This window comes from Afifella sp. YEN Y35 (assembly GCF_047553465.1).
In the GTDB taxonomy this organism is placed as follows: domain Bacteria; phylum Pseudomonadota; class Alphaproteobacteria; order Rhizobiales; family Afifellaceae; genus Afifella; species Afifella aestuarii.
Genome location: NZ_CP180203.1, coordinates 680,064 through 697,109 on the forward strand (window position 1 = coordinate 680,064; position 17,046 = coordinate 697,109).

Sequence of the window (17,046 nt, forward strand, 5' to 3'; positions counted from 1 at the left end):
TTGGCCCGGTGTAACGAGCCGTTGACACTAGGGTCAACGGCTCTTTCTGTCCTTCAGGGTGCGGCCCTTTGGAGCGCCGCCGCAGTCTCCGTTCAGCTCAATCGGCCGTTCTGGCGCAGGTAAGCGATGATCTCGTCGGCCAGTTCTTCCGGGGAAGCCGAGGTCGTGTCGACGGTGATTTCGGCGTTTTCCGGCACCTGGTAGGGCGAATCGATGCCCGTGAAATTCTTCAGCTGCCCGGCCCGCGCCTTTGCGTAGAGCCCCTTCGGGTCGCGCTTTTCGGCAATGTCGAGAGGCGTGTCGACGAAGACCTCGACGAATTCGCCCTCCATCATCAACTGACGCGCCATCTGCCGTTCGGAGCGGAAGGGCGAGATGAAGGAGACGAGCACGATAAGGCCTGCGTCCGTCATCAGTTTTGCCGTCTCGGCGACGCGGCGGATGTTTTCCACGCGGTCGGCATCGGTGAAACCGAGATCGCGGTTGAGACCATGGCGGACATTGTCGCCGTCGAGCGTGATCGTGTGCCGGCCGGCCGCATAGAGTTTCTTTTCGACCCAATTGGCGACGGTCGACTTGCCGGCGCCGGAGAGGCCGGTGAACCACAACACCGTCGGCTTCTGGTTCTTGAGACGCGCCCGGGCATTGCGGTCGACGTCGAGCGACTGCCAATGGATGTTGGCGGCACGTCTCAGCGAGAAATCGACCATGCCTGCGGCGACCGTCGAATGGGTGAACCGATCGATCAGGATGAAGCCGCCGGTTTCGCGGTTCTCGCCGTACGGATCGAATGCAATCGGATGCGCCAGCGACAGGTTGGCAAACCCGATCTCGTTCAATTCCAGGACCTTGCCGGCCGTCTCTTCAAGCGTGTCGACGGAGAGGTGATGCTTCAGTTCGCTCACCTGCGCCGAGACCATGCGGTTGGCGGCTTTCAGCCAATAAGGCCGGCCCGGCAGAAGCGGCTCCTCCGCCATCCAAACGAGATGGGCGGCGATTTGATCGGTCACTTCCGGCCGATTTTCCGCCGGCACCAGAACGTCGCCGCGGGCGATATCGACCTCGTCGGCAAGCCGTAGCATGATCGACTGGCCGGCGACGGCCTCCTCGAGTGAATTCTCGCCGATGTCGATCGCCGTCACGCGGCTCTTTTTGCCGGAGGCAGCCACCACGACTTCATCGCCAACGGCGATGCGCCCGGATGAGATCGTGCCCGCATAGCCGCGGAAGGTATGATCGGGCCGGCACACCCATTGCACCGGAAAGCGCAACGGCGTTTCGACGAGGCCCGGAGCCGACGGCGCTTCTTCCAGGAACGGCAGGAGCGCCGGACCCTTCCACCAGGGGAGGCGGGGGCTCGGGCCCGTGACGTTGTCGCCTTCGCGGGCCGAGAGCGGGATCGGCGTGACGCTTTCGATGCGCGTCCGCTCGGCAAAAGCTGCGAAATCTGCCGCGATCTTCTCGAAAACGGCTTCATCGTAGCCGACGAGATCCATCTTGTTGACGGCCAGCACGACCTGCTTGATGCCCATCAGCGAGCAGATCAGGGCATGGCGGCGTGTCTGTCGCGACAGGCCTTTTTCGGCGTCGACCAGGAGAATGGCGAGCTCGGCGGTCGATGCGCCGGTCGCCATGTTGCGGGTGTACTGCTCGTGGCCCGGCGTGTCGGCGATGATGAAACGCCGGCGTGGTGTCGCAAAGAAACGCCAGGCGACGTCGATCGTGATGCCTTGTTCGCGCTCGGCCTCGAGCCCGTCGACGAGAAGCGCAAAGTCGATGTCGCCGCCGGTCGTGCCGTGGCGGCGGCTGTCGCGCTCCAGATCGGCGATCTGGTCCTGCAAGAGCAGTTTGGAATCGTAAAGGAGGCGACCGATCAGGGTCGACTTGCCGTCATCGACGGAGCCGCAGGTCAGGACGCGCAGTGTGTCGGGCGCGGCAAGCGCGCCGGCGAGCGTCTGCAAGCTCGCGGGATTGGTGTGGGCGGTATCCATCAGAAATAGCCTTCCCGCTTCTTGCGCTCCATGGAAGCCGAGGCCTCCCGGTCGATGGCACGGCCGCCGCGCTCCGACTGGGTCGCGCCCATGGTCTCCCTGACCACTTCGGCAAGTGTGGTTGCCGACGATTCCACGGCGCCGGTCAGGGGATAGCATCCGAGCGTGCGGAAACGGATGAGCCGCTGTTGCGGGACTTCGCCCGGCATCAGCCGCATGCGCTCGTCATCGACCATGATCCATTGATCGTCGCGCTTCACGACCGGCCTTTCGGCCGCAAAGTAAAGCGGCACGAGCGGAATGTTCTCGCGCTCGATATAGGTCCAGATATCGAGCTCGGTCCAATTGGAGAGCGGGAAGACGCGCATCGATTCGCCCTCATGGATGAGGGTGTTGTAGAGCCGCCAGATCTCCGGGCGCTGATTGCGCGGATCCCAGCCATGGCTCTTGGAGCGGAAGGAGAAGATCCGCTCCTTGGCGCGTGACTTTTCCTCGTCACGGCGGGCGCCGCCGAAGGCTGCATCGAAATGATGCCTGTCGAGCGCCTGCTTCAAACCCTCCGTCTTCATGACGCGCGTGTAATTGGCGCCATGGTCGAACGGGTTGAGGCCGGCGGCGACGCCTTCCTGATTGACATGGACGATGAGCTCCATGCCCGCCTCGGCCGCCATTCGGTTGCGGAAGGCGTACATGTCACGAAACTTCCAGGTCGTGTCGACATGCAGAAGCGGGAAGGGAGGCGGAGCCGGATGGAAGGCCTTGCGCGCGAGATGCAGCATGACCGACGAATCCTTGCCGATCGAATAAAGCATCACCGGGTTGCGGCATTCGGCTGCCACTTCCCTGAAAATGTGCAGGCTTTCTGCTTCCAACCGGTCAAGGTGGGACAGATTTGCGGACATGGGTCTTACAGTTCGAGAAATCTCAGGAGGATACAAGACGCGGACGTGCCGGGCTCTTGGGCTCGGCAACCCGCGGTTTGCGGCCAACGCTGTGATAGTTGAAGGCGTGAGGTGCCACTTCTTCGGGCGGATAGATGTTTCGCAGATCGATTAACACATCGCCCCGCATCGTCCGCGAAAGCGTGGCGAGATTAAGGGCACGGTACTCGTTCCACTCCGTCATGATGACGAGGCCGTCGGCCCCTTCTGCGGCGGCATAGGGTGAAGCACACCAGGTCACGCCCGGAAGCAGCGGTTTTGCCGCCTCGGCCGCCTGGGGATCGTGGGCGCGAATGGTGGCTCCCGCGGCCTGCAGCGCGGGAATGGCGGTCAGGCTCGGAGCCTCGCGGATATCATCGGTGTTGGGCTTGAAGGCGATGCCGAGCACGGCGATCGTCTTGCCCTCGACGCTGCCGCCATGTGCGGCGATCACCCGTTCGGGGATCGAGCGCATGCGCTCCTCGTTGACGGCGATCGTGGTTTCGACCAGCCGGATCGGACTGCCAAGACGGCGCGCGGTGGCAGCCAGCGCCCGCGTGTCCTTTGGAAAGCAGGAGCCGCCATAGCCCGGCCCCGGATGCAGGAATTTCGGTCCGATACGATTGTCGAGACCAATGCCGCGGGCGATGTCCTGCACGTTGCCGCCGACGGTTTCGCAAAGATCGGCGATCTCGTTGATGAAGCTGATCTTCATCGCGAGGAACGCGTTCGCTGCGTATTTCGTGATCTCCGCGTTCTCAAGGCTGGTGAAGACGATCGGCGTCTGGCGCAAGTTGAGTGGGCGATAAAGCGCCTTCAAGATTTGCTCGCCGCGCTCGTCTTCCACGCCCACGACAACACGGTCCGGGCGGAGAAAATCCTCGATCGCCGCACCTTCGCGGAGGAATTCCGGATTGGAGGCGATGGAGAATTCCTTGTCCGGGGCCGTCTCTTCGATGATGCGTCGGACTTCGCGGCAGGTCCCCACGACGACCGTCGATTTGATGACCACGACGGAGCCGGAGCGCATGGCTTCGCCGACTTCGCGAGCCGCAGCATAGACATAGGAGAGGTCGGCCTCGCCGTCGCCTCGGCGGGTCGGTGTGCCGACCGCGATGAAGATGACGTCGGCGTTCTCGACAGCACCCGGAAGGTCGGTGGTGAAGGTCAGCCGGCTGGCGTTTTTGACCATCAGCTCTGCGAGGCCGGGTTCATAGATCGGCACGTCGCCCCGTTGCAGAGCCGCGATCTTTGCCTGGTCTTTGTCGACGCAGGTGACGTCGAAGCCAAACTCGGAAAAGCAGACACCGGAGACCAAGCCCACATAGCCGGTCCCAATCATCGTGATGCGCATGGCGGTCTTCCTCGCGAACGCGACTCTTAAGCCACGTCGAGGCGGTTATTGCAATTGCGAGAAAGACACAAAAAGGGCCGGCACGAAGCCGGCCCCGGACTTGTTTGTCCTATACCTCGACCGTCTCAGTGACGGGCGAGCCAGTCGTCGATTTCACGCTCGGCCTGATCCTTGGCGACGCCATAGCGTTCCTGGATCTTGCCGGCGAGTACCTCGCGGTTGCCCTCGACTTGGTCGAGCTCGTCATCCGTGAGCTTGCCCCACTGAGCCTGAGCGTTGCCTTTAAACTGTTTCCAGTTGCCCTGAACACGGTCCCAATTCATGACTTTCTCCTGTTGATTTCGATGACAGGAAAACGAGGATCGATGTCGCGCGGTTCCCGGCGCCCGCCGTTGGTGAAGAAAATTTCATACCCCGGCTAATGAAGGATCGCTATTTGATTTCCTCTTTTACCTGCGCGTAGGCAAGGAGAGCGAAAAGCGCTGTACCGCCCAGGATGTTGCCAATTAATACGGGCACAGTGAAGTGCCATAACATTGTGAAGATGCTGATATCTCCATGCGCAACGAGCAGGAATGCCTCGACGCTACCGGCAATAATGTGAGTGAACTCGGCGATTGCGATGATATAGGTGAAAAGCACGATCACGAGGAACTCGCTTCCGGACGCGCTCGGCAGGATCCACACGATCGCCGCGATCAGAAAGCCGGCCCCGATGGCGCGCACGAACATCATGAACCAGCTCTTGTCCATCATCTCCTGGCTGATCTCCAGCATTGCCTGGAAGACTTCGGGATGAGTTCCGGGAAGAGCTGCATTGAAGAGCGCGACACCCAGCGTTCCGACCATGTTGGCGACGAAGACGACGCTCCATAGCCGCAAGACACACAGAACATTTTTGCGTGTGAACTCCGCTGCGAGCGGCAGGATCGGAGCGATGGTGTTTTCGGTGAAGAGTTGCTGGCGCGCCAGGATGACGAGCAGGAAGCCGACGCAATAGCCGAAGTTGTCGATCAGCGGACGCCAGGGAGCGTCGGGCAGGTGGTAGCGCAGGGCCGCCTCCGCCACGAGCGAGAAACCGATCGACAGCCCCGCCGCGATGCCCGACCACCAGAGAGAGGAGGTGGGGCGCTGCATCTCCTCCTCGCCTTCCTGCCGCACCACTTCGTAGATTGCGGGCACAGACAGGCGAAGTCTCTTCTCGACGGTCTTGGCTTCACGCTGGGTGAGGCCACGCGAATCCTGGGCGCGCTCGGCCCCTCTGTGCTCGCGTTCCTCGCTGCGTCTCGCCTGCCTGTCGCTTTGAATCTCGTTCATCTTCGCTCGATTCCGCTTCTCGCCATAATCCCGTCACCGGTGGATCAAGATTGCGCTGCAAGAGCGCGCTTCAAGGTGGCGTGGCCAATCCACCACGAGCGAAGGGCCGCGCTATCCGGTGTGGGAACTCACCAGCCTTCGGGGACATTCACTGGTCATGGAGGACGAAATGATAAACCGTCTCGATGGGCCTGGAGTGCCGTTCTCGTCGGACTACGACGTCGGCGGGGATGCGGACGAGCCGGGCCTGGCCCAGCCGATCACCACGGACGATCTCGATGCACTTGCGCATTCTGCGCGTGGAACGGTCGAGGAGCGCCGCGAAGCGCTTCGCGGAGCGCTCGATGAACTCGAGGCACGCCGGTCCATGGATGTTTCCCACGATGTCGACGGCGTCATCGCCTACGGCCGAGATCTGCTTAAGTCTCTTTGGGGAACCTCTCCGGTCTCGTCTGTCGAAACTGGAGATCCAGAGGGTTTTGGCTTTGCTCCGGAAGACCGGCTAGATCAGCCGGATGAAATTTTGGAGCGGGCGCAAGACTCGGTCAAGGAAGAAGGCGCAGAACGCGAGTGAAGATGACCGCCATGCCGGCGGAGACGAAAGAGGTTTTGAAGAAGAAAATGGCGCAAACCTATCGCAAGGGTGAGAGCGTTGAGTGGCGGTTCGGTGGCTGGACCAGCCGAGGCCGGATCGTGGAAGTCTTCACGCGTCCCGTCGTGCGCAGCCTGGAAGGCCATGAAATCGTGCGCAATGCGGATGCCGAGAACCCGGCCTACCTGATCGAGCAGGACGACGAGAGCCGGGTGATGAAGTCGCATTGCGAACTGAGCGGCCTTCGCTGAGAGACAATTTGAGCGTCTCACCAGGCGCTGGCGTTGGGGGCGAGCGTCGCAATGATCGGGAATGAAAGAGACTCCGCCGAGGCGTCCGAACAGCCCGGACCCTCGAGTGCGGCTATGCGCCTGGCTCTCGTTCTCAACAGCGATTCCGGGACCTTGCGCACGTGCGAGCCGTCTGCAGGCGAACAGATCGCGGATATTTTCCGGCAGGCCGGGCACGACGTGACCCTTCACTGGAAGGCGGGCAAGGAGGCGATTGCCGCCATCGAGGCCGCTTTTGCCGACGACGCTTATGACACGGTGATCATCGGCGGCGGGGACGGCAGCGTGTCGTTTGCCGCCTCACAAGCCTACCAGAACGGCAAAGTACTGGGCATCTTGCCGCTCGGCACGATGAACCTTTTCGCCCGCGCCCTGGGCGTTCCGCTCGACATGTATGAGGCGGCGAGGGTGCTCGCTGAGGGTGAAGTCTCTCGCGTCGATATCGCGGATGTGAACGGGCGGCTCTTCGTCCACCATGTCACGCTCGGGCTGCATCCGAAGATGATCCGGCTGCGCCAGGAACTCGATTACGGATCGCGTTTCGGCAAGCTCATGGCGAGCGCCAAGGCTCTCCGCCTTGCGTTGCGGCGGCCACCGATCATTCGCGCGCGTCTCTCCCTTGCCGATGAGGAGATCGACCTTGAAACCGCGGCCCTCGTGGTCAGCAACGGACCTCTTGGGGACGGGCATCTGCCTTATGCCGATGATCCCTGCGCCGAGACGCTCGGCATCTATTTCGCCACCTCGCGCAAATGGACCGACCTCTTGGAACTCGCAGCGGCTTTCGCGCTCGGGCGTATGAGCGACAATCCGATTCTGTCGATGCGACGGTCTCAGGCCGTTACGATTTCCATGCAGCGCTCCGAAGCGCGAGCCTCCGTCGACGGGGAAGTGGTGACGCTCAGACCGCCGCTCAAAATCCGGCAATATCCCCGCGGGCTGACCGTGCTGGCGCCCGCGGGACATGTCGCGAAGGATTCCGCGGCTCAGTAGCGGGTCAGCGCTGCGACAGGGCCGAGGCTTTCGGCCGTCTCGCCTTCCATGCTGTAGATCGAGCCGCCTGCCTGGAGCGCTCTCACCGCGACGAAATCAATGAGATCGGACTGTTCGGGACCCGGTTCATCGACCACGTGCACGGCGTGTTCGTCGGAATTGTAGGTTCCCCACAGATGGGCCGAGCGGGCGATGAAGACCGCTTCCAGCCGCCCCTCGATCGACGCACGAGCGATCTCGTTGATGTCGCGTAGCGCGCCGTTGGAGCTTTTGTCCTTGAGGCGTGCCTTGAGACGCTCCAGTGCATCACGTCGATCGCCCTCGACTTCCTGCTGCATCAAGGACCAGGAGGCCTGGTGCAATTCCGGCTCGCTCTTGGAGGCTGGATCGACCTTGAGGTTCTCCTCCGAGACGCCTTTGTAGTGGAGCTTGTTCTGCAGGTGGCCCAGGGTGCGCGGTTCGGCGGCGATCACCAGAGGCGCGCCTGCACCTCCCAGCTTGTGATCGACGGCCTTGGCGATCTGCCCCAGATATTCGTCAAGCTCGACCTCGTTGTAATCGTCCGGGCTCGGCCCGAGCGAATGGTATTGCGGTATGCCGGCCGATCCGCCTTGCTGGCCGCCGGATGCGTTCGAATGGAAGCCGACATTGCCGTCAAACTCCGTCATGCCGCGGAATTTCGCGAGGCTTTTTGGCATGTTCGGAACGTCGACAGGGCGAAGGTCGTGCTTGCGCACTTTATAGAGCTGTACGTCGTCACGCGTGACGCACAGAAGGTAGCCGTGGCCCGCGGATGAGAAGATGCGGATCAGAGGGCGGAGATAAAAGCGCTCGCCGACGAGCGAGAGCTCTTCGACTTCGCCCGGCAGCTTGATCCAATGCACGCCGCTTTCGTCGATGAGGACGGCCAGCGACTGGTCCTGGTGCTGCCAGAAGTCGAAATCGTCCAGCCGTTCTTCTGCCGGTCGCAACAGCGCGTCGACGTCTTTTCCTTCGTCGACCGCGTGCAGGTTGCGCCGTGCTTCTGCGAGAGCGTTTTTGAGGCGCGTCGGATTTTGCAGAGTTTCGGCGCTGCGCATCTCCATCGGCAGGTAGATGCTGATCTTGGGAAAGCCCGTGCGCTCCGCCAGGTCGCGTATCCAGTCGCGTTTCATTGTTATCTCCCTGTGGGTTGCAGCTTTCTGGGGAATGGTCGCCGGGCATCACGGGTTCCTTGGCGCGCCGGTGCACGTTGTCACATTTCTTTCGCAACGCATGGGCGCCTTCGCCGTTGTGTCCTCAAATGGCAACGTGAGCGGAGCGATGGCAAAGAATCACGGAAACCAGGTCAAAGACGACAAGCTTTATGAGGATCTGCGCGAGCGCGGCGAATCCAAGGAGAAAGCCGCAAGGATCGCCAATGCGCGTGCCAATCCGTCCATGCATCCTTCCAAGAAGGGCGGAAAGAATCCCGCCTACGAGGATTGGAGCAAGGACGACCTTTACGATCGGGCGCAGGAGCTCGGCATCGATGGGCGCTCGAAGATGGACAAATCCGAGCTCATCGACGCCCTCCGCAATCACTAGTTTCGCACCGTACGAAAGGGTGCAGGCGGAGAGAGCTCGACCCTTTGCAACCCACGGCACTTTTCAGGAGCGCGTATGCCCCGGGATGACATGAATGAAGTCGAAGTGACGCAGGCGGAGGAGAGAAACACCAACCGCCATGTCCTTGTCTGGGGGGCGCTGTTGGCGATCGTTGCTCTGGGTGCGATTGCGCTGTGGTTCGGGCTTTAGGCCTTCCCTTTTCTCAAAGCTGCGGGTTCCATTTTCTGGCCAGACGCCTTTGCTGCAACGCCAAATTCGGCCGCATTTGTGTTTGACAAGCGGCGTGAAGTCGTGGAAGCCGAGGCGATAAACGGCCTGCTAACCTTGATCATGGTAAATGCCTTACAGGTTCAAGACTGTGGTTGATGTCGCTTTCCGACGGGATGCGACGCGGCCGTCCGGCACCCTTGCATCCGGCCCGAGCGTCGGCTGCGGCGTTTCGCACCAGAAATTGCTTTGCCGGAACAAAACCCGAGCATCCGAATTAACCTCGTGACGGAGTTGAAGTGACATGGATCAATCTGACCGGGAGGGCAGCGGTCGCTCGCAGGAGGATATGATGTTGGCGGACAGCAACGGCCGCGAAAATGGAATGCACCCTCTGGTTCAGTCTCAGATCGGGAAGCATTTGCGCGCCGTGTACGACGATGTGGTGAACGAGCCAGTTCCTCAGCGCTTCCTCGATCTCCTGGAGCAGCTGGAAGAATCCACAACCAAGAACCGTCGCAGTTAGGCCGCTCCCAATATGGCCGTATCCGAGGCTCTTCGACAGGAGCTCCTGTCAGCAATTCCCAATCTTCGTGCTTTTGCCGTTTCGCTTTGCGGCAATGGCGAGCGTGCGGACGATCTCGTCCAAGAGACGCTCATGAAGGCATGGGCCAAGTTTCACACCTTCCAGGAAGGCACCAATCTGCGGGCCTGGCTTTTCACCATCTTGCGCAACGAATTCTATTCGCAGGTGCGCAAGAAGGGTCGAGAGGTCGAGGACGCCGAAGGCGCCTATGCCGCCAAGCTCGCATCACAGCCGGCCCAGAACGGGCATATGGATCTTCGCGACTTCAACGAGGCGCTGTCGCAGCTGCCCGACGATCAGCGTGAAGCCCTGGTGCTCGTCGGCGCATCCGGTTTCTCCTACGAGGAAGCGTCCGAGATCTGCGATTGTGCGGTCGGCACGATCAAAAGCCGGGTCAGCCGTGCACGCACGCGGCTCGCCGAACTCCTCGCTCTGGAGGAGGGGGAGACCTACGGCTCCGATCCGATGGCGACAACGGTGATCACGCGCAGTTTCAGCTGATCCTGTCTCGACAACGAAAAAAGGCCGCTCCGAACCGGAGCGGCCTTTTTTTTGTCTCGCCTTTTTGTGTCTCGCCTTTTTGTATCTTACGCTCCGGCGAACCGACGTTCCCCTAAAGAGCGACCTTCCGGTTCTCGCCGAGACGCGGTTCTTCACCCGTCTGCTTCGCCTTGATCAGGTTCCAGCGCCTGCGCAAGGAGTTGAAACCTTCCCAGTATTCGCCGCTCGAGGGCACCACGCGGATGACGGCGACATCCGGGTCGTCCTTGCCGCCGGGAAACCAGCTGTCGGCGTCGTCGAACCAGACCGCATCGATGAGGCGCTTGTCGGTGGTGAGGTAGGCCTGGCCCGACACCGAAACATATTCCCGGCGCCCCGGCCGCGCGAACGAGAGATTGACCTCCGGATGGGCGGCCAGCGCATCGGCCTTGTGCGACGATTTCCGTGTCAGGAGATGGAATTCGTGGGTGGACTTGTCGACATCGAAGCCCATCGGGCGAGAGCGCAGCTCGCTGCCGTCTCGGCTTGTCAGCATGCAGACGGTCACGTCTTCGATGAGATCGAAGAATTCCTCGATCGGCGCATCTGTCATCGGCGTGTCTCCTTGTTTCTCGGACGATTCAACGCCGGGCGTCCGGCTCGTGTTCCCGCTTCACGCGCGCCTCTTCGGCCTCCAAGAATCGCATGAGGGCGGTCTCTGCCGCCGAGAGATGTGTGCGGTGCGGTCCGCGCAGAAGATCGGCGCGCAGGCGTTCCTCCTGGAAGGCCTGGACGACCAGCGGGTGCACGTAGCTGGAGCGACATACGGCCATGGTATTGGCGAGCTTGTCGCTGACCTCGCGCATCACGGATGCGATGGCGCGTTTGCGTGCACCGTCGCTTTCCGGTCTTTCGTTTTCGACGAAGAGCTCAAGGGCCGCCGCGCTCGCGGCGAAGGTGCGGAAATCCTTCGACGTCACCTGCGCTCCGGCGGCGTTCTTCAGATATTGATTCAAGTCCCGGGCGTTCAGATAAGCGCGGCGACCGTCGCTCTCGCGATAGGCGAAGAGGCGGCGCTTGCCGATCGCCTTGAGCTTACGAAGTCGCGACGGAAGGCAGGTGTCCGGGATCACCTTGCGGATTCGCTTGCCCGATTTGCCAATGAAATCGAGCGTGACGGCGCGGCCGTTCAGCCGCACATCCTTTTTCAGAAGCGTGGTGGCACCGCGGGCGCTTTCGCAATCTGCCGGATCGCCTCGGTGGCCCGACCGCAACAAGGCTCGGTCGACGAGGCGTGCCGCGACGGCGGCAGAAAAACACCTGTCTGTTTGGCGGCGGGTGAGATCGCGGGCAATCCGTTCACGGATCTTCGGTAGCGCCCGGCCGAAGCGCAAAAGACGCTCGGCCTTGATGGCGTTGCGGACGTCCGTCCAATCCTCGTGATAGCGGTATTGCAGGCGACCTTCCTGATCACGTCCGACGGCCTGCAGATGTGCATGTGGGTCCTCGGCGATGCAGACCGAGGTCCAGGCTGGCGGGATGACGAGGTCTTCCAGGCGCTGGCGCAGGCGGCGATCGCGGATGGTCTTGCCGGCACGCCTATAGGTGAAGCCACGCCCGCTGCGGCGGCGCTCGATCGTGAGATTTTCCGCGCAGATGTAGTTGAGCCCGCACAATTCGGCTCGTTCCTGAAGCGTGTCGGCCATCGTGCCTCCAAAGGACGGGCACGAAACGGGCAGGAGAAAGCCCTGGTTCCTCGGCTGAGCGCAGAGCTTCCTAAGCCGGCAACCCTATGTTTCTCAGGGGCTTGCGAAGGTTGGAGCGCTCTTGTCGCTCAGTTCGTATAGCCGCGGCCGGCCGGTGAACGCGCCAGCCTCTGGCCGCGTCTCGCTTCGCGATGGATGGTGTAAAGTGCCGCCGCGATGACGATGCCGGCGCCGATGAAGGTGCGCATGGCAGGGATCTCGCTGAAGATCAGGATGCCGAGGATCGTCGCCCAAAGGAGGCGGGCGTAATCGAGTGCCGCCAGCACGGTCGCTTCGCCGGCGCGAAATGCCTGGATGTTGCAGCTTTGTGCCGTGACCGAGACGAGCCCTATGGCGACGAGCAGGCCGAATTCCGTCCAGGTCGGCCACACCCATTGCCAGATGGCGAGAGGTGTCAGCAAAACACCCACGAAGACCGTCTGATAGGCGAGGATGGTGATCGCGAGATCCGAGCGCGACAGGAGCCGAATGATCACCATGACGAGGGCCGCCGAGGCGGCGCCCGCCACGGCGAGAAGGCCATAGCCGTCGATGCCTGCGCCGGTCGGGTTGAGCATCACCATGACGCCGATGAAGCCGAAGATGATCGCGCCCCAGCGGCGAGGTCCGACCGCCTCTTTGAGGATGACGATGGCAAAGAGCGGGATGAAAAAGCTCTTGGCGAAGGCGATCGCGGTTGCATCAGCGAGCGGCAGATGAACAACCGCCGTGAAGCCGCAGAACATCGCAATGACGGCAAAGAGGATGCGTCCCGCATGCAGGAGAGGGCGCCGCGTCGTCAGCGAACCCGGAAAGCCCCGGATGATCAGCGGCAGAGCGGCGAGAAACATCACCGACTGACGCACGACCAGGATTTCAGCGACCGGCAGCCTCGTGCCGATGAGCTTGATCAGCGTCATCATGATGGTGAAGAGAACGGTGGCGACGATGATCCAGGCGGCACCACGGAGATTGCCGGGCAGAGCCTGAAACCGTTTCGTCAGTCCGGCAGATGTTTCGCCGAACCGGCCCGTTCCATCCATGGCGTCTATTGACGCTTCGTCGCATTCTCCGTCAAGCTGTGGGCGGTCTTTCGTTCGTCGGCGCAGGCTCCCCGCTCGCGCCTGTCTCTCCTGCTTTCACGACGGATAATTGCGCTAATGACCGATCTGGCACCGCCAAAGTTTGGCATGGGGGCGCGGGTGCGCCGTGTCGAGGATGAGGCTCTCATTCGCGGTGAGGGCCGCTACACGACCGACGTGAAGCCGGCCGGCACGCTGGTCGCCTTTGTCCTGCGTTCGCCGCTTGCGCATGCGCGCTTCGACACGCCGCGTCTTGAGGCGGCGCGAAAGGTGGAGGGCGTGAAGCTCGTGTGGACGGCAGCCGATGTCGCCGACATGGCCGCCATGCCCTGTCTCGGATCGGGGCCGGCCAAGGGCGAAATGCGCAAGGCCGAGGTGCCCGTTCTCTGCGAAGGCGTGGTTCGGCATGTGGGGGATGCGGTCGCTTTCGTCGTCGCCGATACAATCGAGAATGCACGCGCAGCGGCGGAATTGATCGAGATCGATTACGAACCTCTCCCGGTGGCCGTCGGCACCGATCGGCTGCTCGAGGCGGACACGCCGCTCGTATGGCCGGAGCACGGGACCAACCTCGCCTTCGAGTATGAGGTGGGAGACGCGGCCGCGACGGATGACGCGTTCGCCAGGGCCGACAAGGTCGCCCGGCTCAGCCTCGTCAACAACCGCCTCGTCTGCAACTATATCGAGCCGCGCGCGATCGTTGCCGAATACGATCCGCGGCAAGAACGCTGGACGCTGACGGTCGGCTCGCAGGGCGTGCACGGCATGCGCAAGGCGGTCGCCAAAGCGATGCAAGTGGACCCGTCGCGCCTTCGTGTCGTCACGCCGGAGGTCGGCGGCGGCTTCGGCCCCAAAATCTTCGCTTACCGGGAATATCCGCTCGCGGCCAAAGCGGCCTTCGTGCTCGGTCAGCCGGTGCGCTGGGTCTGCGATCGCAACGAGCATTTTCAGTCGGATGTGCAAGGCCGCGACAACTTCGCGGAGGCGGCCATGGCGCTCGATCGAGACGGCCGCATCCTCGCCATGAAGGTCGATCTCACGGCCAATATGGGTGCCTATCTCTCGCAGTTCGGGCCGTATATCCCTTGGGTCGGGGTCTCGATGACGACCGGTCTGTACGACATCGAGATCGCCCATGTGAGCGTCAAAGGCGTCTATTCGAACACCGTGCCGGTCGACGCCTATCGTGGTGCCGGGCGTCCCGAAGCGGCGTTCCTGTTGGAGCGGCTGATCGACGAGGCCGCGCGCGTAGCGGGTCTGGCTCCAGACGAAATCCGGCGGCGCAATTTTATCCGGCCGGAGCAATTGCCGTACGAGACCGTCACCGGACGGCTGTATGATACAGGCGAATTCGCTGGGCACCTGGATCGGGCGCTGGAGGTGTCGGACCACGCCGGTTTCGAGACGCGCGCTGCAGAGAGCAGGGCGCGCGGACGGCTCAGAGGCATCGGGATGGCGACCTATGTCGAGGCCTGCGCTTTTGCCGGCTCCGAACCGGCGAAAATCGTGCTCGAAGACGACGGCCATGTCGCGCTTTTCATCGGCACGCAGGCGACTGGGCAGGGACACCGCACGGCCTATGCCCAGTTCGTGGCCGAGCGGCTCGGCCTCGATCTCGATCAGATCCGGGTGCATCAGGGCGATACCGATGCGCTGGAAACGGGCGGCGGCACGGGCGGCTCACGCTCCATCCCGCTCGGGGGTCCGTCCGTGCGCATCGCATCGGACAATCTTGCGGAAAAGCTCAAGGATCTGGCGGCCGATGCGCTGGAAGCGGCTGCGGGCGATATCGAGCTTGCCGCCGGAGAGGCGCGGATCGTCGGGACCGACCGGGCGATTTCGTTCGCCCACCTCGCAGCCAAAGCGGGCGACCGCGCCGAGGTGACGGCGATCGGAGAGTTCAAGCAGGCGGAAGCGACCTATCCGAACGGCACGCATGTCTGCGAATTGGAGATCGATCCGGAGACGGGCAGCACGCGTATCGACCGCTACACCATCGTCGACGATTTCGGGGTGAGCGTGAATCCGCTGCTGCTCGAGGGCCAGGTGCATGGCGGTGTGGCGCAGAGCATCGGCCAGGTGCTTCTGGAGAACACGGTCTATGACGAAGACGGGCAGCTTCTGACCGCAAGCTTCAGCGATTATGCCATGCCGCGCGCATGGGACACGGTTTCCTTCCATTTCGAGACGCGCAACGTGCCTTCGGCGCACAATGCCCTCGGCATCAAAGGTGCGGGTGAGGCGGGAACGATCGGCGCGACGCCCGCGGTCATGAATGCCGTTGTCTATGCGCTTTATCGAGAGTACGGGATCCGCCATCTCGACCTGCCGGCGACACCGCTGCGGGTGTGGAATGCCATTCAAGCCGCAAAGGCGGCGCTCCCCGAACAACGAGGCTAGGGTGACCAAAGACGAAGCGGACTGCCGGCGTAACGCGCGGCAGAGCCGAGGCGGTGGGCAATCGTGACCACAGCGACCCGCGCCATCATTCTCAAGGTCAGCTCGACCATTGCCTTCGCGCTGATGCTTTCCTGCATCAAGCTCGTCGGCGAGCGCGTGCCGACCGGCGAGATCGTGTTCTTTCGCTCCGCCTTTGCGCTCGTTCCGCTCCTCGGCATGCTCGCCTGGCAGAACAAGCTCAAGGAGGCCGTGCGCACCAAAGATCCCTGGAGCCATGCCCGTCGCGGCCTCATCGGGGTGACCACGATGATGCTGTGGTTTGCCGGCGTCCAGCGCCTGCCTCTGCCCGAATCCATGGCGATCAGCTACGGCGCGCCTTTGATGATCGTCGTGTTGGGCGCCCTGATCCTGCACGAAACGGTGCGCATCTATCGTTCGACCGCCGTTGCTGTCGGTTTCGTCGGCATCATGATCGTGCTGTGGCCGCGCTTCGATCTTCTCTCAAGCGGCGAACTCGTCGGGCGGGAATTCGTCGGCTCGCTCTGCGCGCTCGGCTCCATGGTGCTGACGGCGGTGGTCGCGATCCTCATCCGCAAGATGACGGCGACGGAATCGACCTCCGCCATCGTCTTCTATTTTTCCGTCACGTGCACGGTCGTGGCGCTTTTCACCATCCCGTTCGGATGGGTCATGCCCGATACGGAAGAGATGGTCCTTCTGACCCTGTGCGGGCTCTTCGGCGGCCTTGGGCAGATCTCCCTGACCGCCGCCTATCGTTATGCCGAGACGTCGACGATCGCGCCTTTCGAGTATGCCTCGATGATCTGGGGCACGATCGCCGGCTATCTGCTCTTCAATGAAATTCCCGGGATCAATGTTGCCGTGGGCGGAGCGGTCGTCATCGCTGCCGGCATCTTCATCATCTACCGCGAGCATCAATTGGGGCTGGAGCGGCGAAAGATGCGCAAATTGTCGACGCCGCAGGGGTGAGGCGGATGAGCCTCAGAACGCCTTGAAGGTGGGAATCGTTTTGGTGTCCTGGATGCCTTCGATGACGTGCACCTTTTCCTGCACGAAGCGGCCGATGTCGTCGTCGGGGCTCAGATAAAACTTTGCCAGAAGGTCGTAATCGCCTGCTGTGGAATAGATTTCAGATGCGATCTCGGCGTCCGCCAGGGCGGTGGCGACCTGGTAGGCCTGGCCGAGCTGGCATTTGATGAGTACGAAAAACGGGGTCATGGCAGTCTCCTTGGCCGGGAGAAAACCGCAACTGTCCGGTCGCGGCAAGGGCCAAGCGGCCGATGCTTGCAAAGCGGTTCCTAGACCACTAGATCGGAAGACGTCTCAGGGGGTGCCGCTGCAATCTGTAGGCGGCTGAGAGGCGATCCGGCCAACCCCTCGAACCTGATCCGGTTAACACCGGCGGAGGGATGGGATGATGCCGAGAGATCCTCGTCGTTCATTTGCTTCCGCTTCGGGCCGGATCCGAAGTGGGAGAATTC

General features: G+C 62.2%; 18 protein-coding genes and 1 riboswitch. Of the genes, 8 read left to right on the forward strand and 10 right to left on the reverse strand.

Annotated features, from left to right (window positions below; genetic code table 11):
- Positions 1-92: 92 nt before the first annotated feature.
- From cysN to ACK8CP_RS03275, 5 genes are all read right to left on the reverse strand, one after another.
- Positions 93-1,991 carry a sulfate adenylyltransferase subunit CysN gene (gene cysN / locus ACK8CP_RS03255; RefSeq protein ID WP_234628380.1) on the reverse strand — a complete coding sequence of 633 codons (1,899 nt, stop codon included), beginning with the start codon at positions 1,989-1,991 and terminating at the stop codon, positions 93-95.
- Positions 1,991-2,893, reverse strand: a complete 903-nt coding sequence (cysD, locus tag ACK8CP_RS03260; RefSeq protein ID WP_414833337.1) for a sulfate adenylyltransferase subunit CysD — start codon at positions 2,891-2,893, stop codon at positions 1,991-1,993. Before cysD ends, cysN begins: the two co-directional genes overlap by 1 nt.
- A 22-nt stretch (positions 2,894-2,915) precedes the next feature.
- The gene (locus tag ACK8CP_RS03265) at positions 2,916-4,265 is read right to left on the reverse strand and encodes a UDP-glucose dehydrogenase family protein (protein ID WP_234628379.1); all 1,350 of its coding nucleotides are present in this window, start codon (positions 4,263-4,265) and stop codon (positions 2,916-2,918) included.
- Positions 4,266-4,390: 125 nt separating this feature from the next.
- A complete protein-coding gene (locus ACK8CP_RS03270) occupies positions 4,391-4,588 on the reverse strand; it encodes a CsbD family protein (RefSeq protein ID WP_234628378.1) in 198 nt (65 codons plus the stop codon).
- A gap of 109 nt (positions 4,589-4,697) precedes the next feature.
- The gene (locus ACK8CP_RS03275; protein WP_234628377.1) at positions 4,698-5,582 is read right to left on the reverse strand and encodes a formate/nitrite transporter family protein; all 885 of its coding nucleotides are present in this window, start codon (positions 5,580-5,582) and stop codon (positions 4,698-4,700) included.
- A gap of 169 nt (positions 5,583-5,751) precedes the next feature.
- Here ACK8CP_RS03275 and ACK8CP_RS03280 point away from each other — a divergent pair, with 169 nt between their 5' ends.
- The 3 genes from ACK8CP_RS03280 (at position 5,752) to ACK8CP_RS03290 (ending at position 7,457) form a co-directional block, all read left to right on the forward strand.
- Positions 5,752-6,156: a hypothetical protein gene (locus ACK8CP_RS03280; RefSeq protein ID WP_234628376.1), complete on the forward strand. Its 405-nt coding sequence runs from the start codon at positions 5,752-5,754 to the stop codon at positions 6,154-6,156.
- 2 nt (positions 6,157-6,158) lie between these two features.
- Positions 6,159-6,425 (forward strand): DUF2945 domain-containing protein, encoded by a 267-nt coding sequence (locus ACK8CP_RS03285; protein ID WP_234628375.1) that lies wholly within the window; start codon positions 6,159-6,161, stop codon positions 6,423-6,425.
- A gap of 114 nt (positions 6,426-6,539) precedes the next feature.
- Entirely contained in the window at positions 6,540-7,457 is a 918-nt protein-coding gene (locus tag ACK8CP_RS03290) for a diacylglycerol/lipid kinase family protein (RefSeq protein ID WP_414833338.1), read from the forward strand.
- On the opposite strand, the gene ACK8CP_RS03295 is transcribed toward ACK8CP_RS03290, so the two are convergent.
- Positions 7,451-8,611: a hypothetical protein gene (locus ACK8CP_RS03295; protein WP_414833339.1), complete on the reverse strand. Its 1,161-nt coding sequence runs from the start codon at positions 8,609-8,611 to the stop codon at positions 7,451-7,453. The genes ACK8CP_RS03290 and ACK8CP_RS03295 overlap by 7 nt on opposite strands.
- 148 nt (positions 8,612-8,759) lie before the next feature.
- On the opposite strand from ACK8CP_RS03295, the gene ACK8CP_RS03300 reads away from it, so the two are divergent.
- The 3 genes from ACK8CP_RS03300 (at position 8,760) to ACK8CP_RS03310 (ending at position 10,338) form a co-directional block, all read left to right on the forward strand.
- Positions 8,760-9,023, forward strand: a complete 264-nt coding sequence (locus ACK8CP_RS03300; protein ID WP_414833340.1) for a Rho termination factor — start codon at positions 8,760-8,762, stop codon at positions 9,021-9,023.
- Positions 9,024-9,555: 532 nt separating this feature from the next.
- Entirely contained in the window at positions 9,556-9,777 is a 222-nt protein-coding gene (locus ACK8CP_RS03305; protein WP_234628371.1) for a NepR family anti-sigma factor, read from the forward strand.
- Positions 9,778-9,789: 12 nt separating this feature from the next.
- Positions 9,790-10,338 (forward strand): sigma-70 family RNA polymerase sigma factor, encoded by a 549-nt coding sequence (locus ACK8CP_RS03310; protein ID WP_092811201.1) that lies wholly within the window; start codon positions 9,790-9,792, stop codon positions 10,336-10,338.
- 112 nt (positions 10,339-10,450) lie between these two features.
- Here ACK8CP_RS03310 and ACK8CP_RS03315 read toward each other — a convergent pair whose 3' ends face one another.
- From ACK8CP_RS03315 to ACK8CP_RS03325, 3 genes are all read right to left on the reverse strand, one after another.
- Positions 10,451-10,930, reverse strand: a complete 480-nt coding sequence (locus ACK8CP_RS03315) for a pyridoxamine 5'-phosphate oxidase family protein (protein WP_234628370.1) — start codon at positions 10,928-10,930, stop codon at positions 10,451-10,453.
- Between the two features lie 28 nt (positions 10,931-10,958).
- Positions 10,959-12,023 carry a DNA topoisomerase IB gene (locus ACK8CP_RS03320; RefSeq protein ID WP_414833341.1) on the reverse strand — a complete coding sequence of 355 codons (1,065 nt, stop codon included), beginning with the start codon at positions 12,021-12,023 and terminating at the stop codon, positions 10,959-10,961.
- A 128-nt stretch (positions 12,024-12,151) separates the two neighbouring features.
- Entirely contained in the window at positions 12,152-13,105 is a 954-nt protein-coding gene (locus ACK8CP_RS03325; protein WP_234628368.1) for a DMT family transporter, read from the reverse strand.
- Between the two features lie 117 nt (positions 13,106-13,222).
- Between ACK8CP_RS03325 and ACK8CP_RS03330 the strand changes: the two genes are divergently transcribed.
- Both ACK8CP_RS03330 and ACK8CP_RS03335 read left to right on the forward strand, forming a co-directional pair.
- Complete coding sequence (locus ACK8CP_RS03330; RefSeq protein ID WP_414833342.1) at positions 13,223-15,544, forward strand: xanthine dehydrogenase family protein molybdopterin-binding subunit; 2,322 nt, start codon at positions 13,223-13,225, stop codon at positions 15,542-15,544.
- 63 nt (positions 15,545-15,607) lie between these two features.
- Entirely contained in the window at positions 15,608-16,534 is a 927-nt protein-coding gene (locus ACK8CP_RS03335) for a DMT family transporter (RefSeq protein WP_414833343.1), read from the forward strand.
- 12 nt (positions 16,535-16,546) lie between these two features.
- Here ACK8CP_RS03335 and ACK8CP_RS03340 read toward each other — a convergent pair whose 3' ends face one another.
- Complete coding sequence (locus tag ACK8CP_RS03340) at positions 16,547-16,783, reverse strand: Lrp/AsnC ligand binding domain-containing protein (protein ID WP_234628365.1); 237 nt, start codon at positions 16,781-16,783, stop codon at positions 16,547-16,549.
- A gap of 98 nt (positions 16,784-16,881) precedes the next feature.
- Positions 16,882-16,992, forward strand: a riboswitch (TPP riboswitch).
- Positions 16,993-17,046 lie beyond the last annotated feature (54 nt).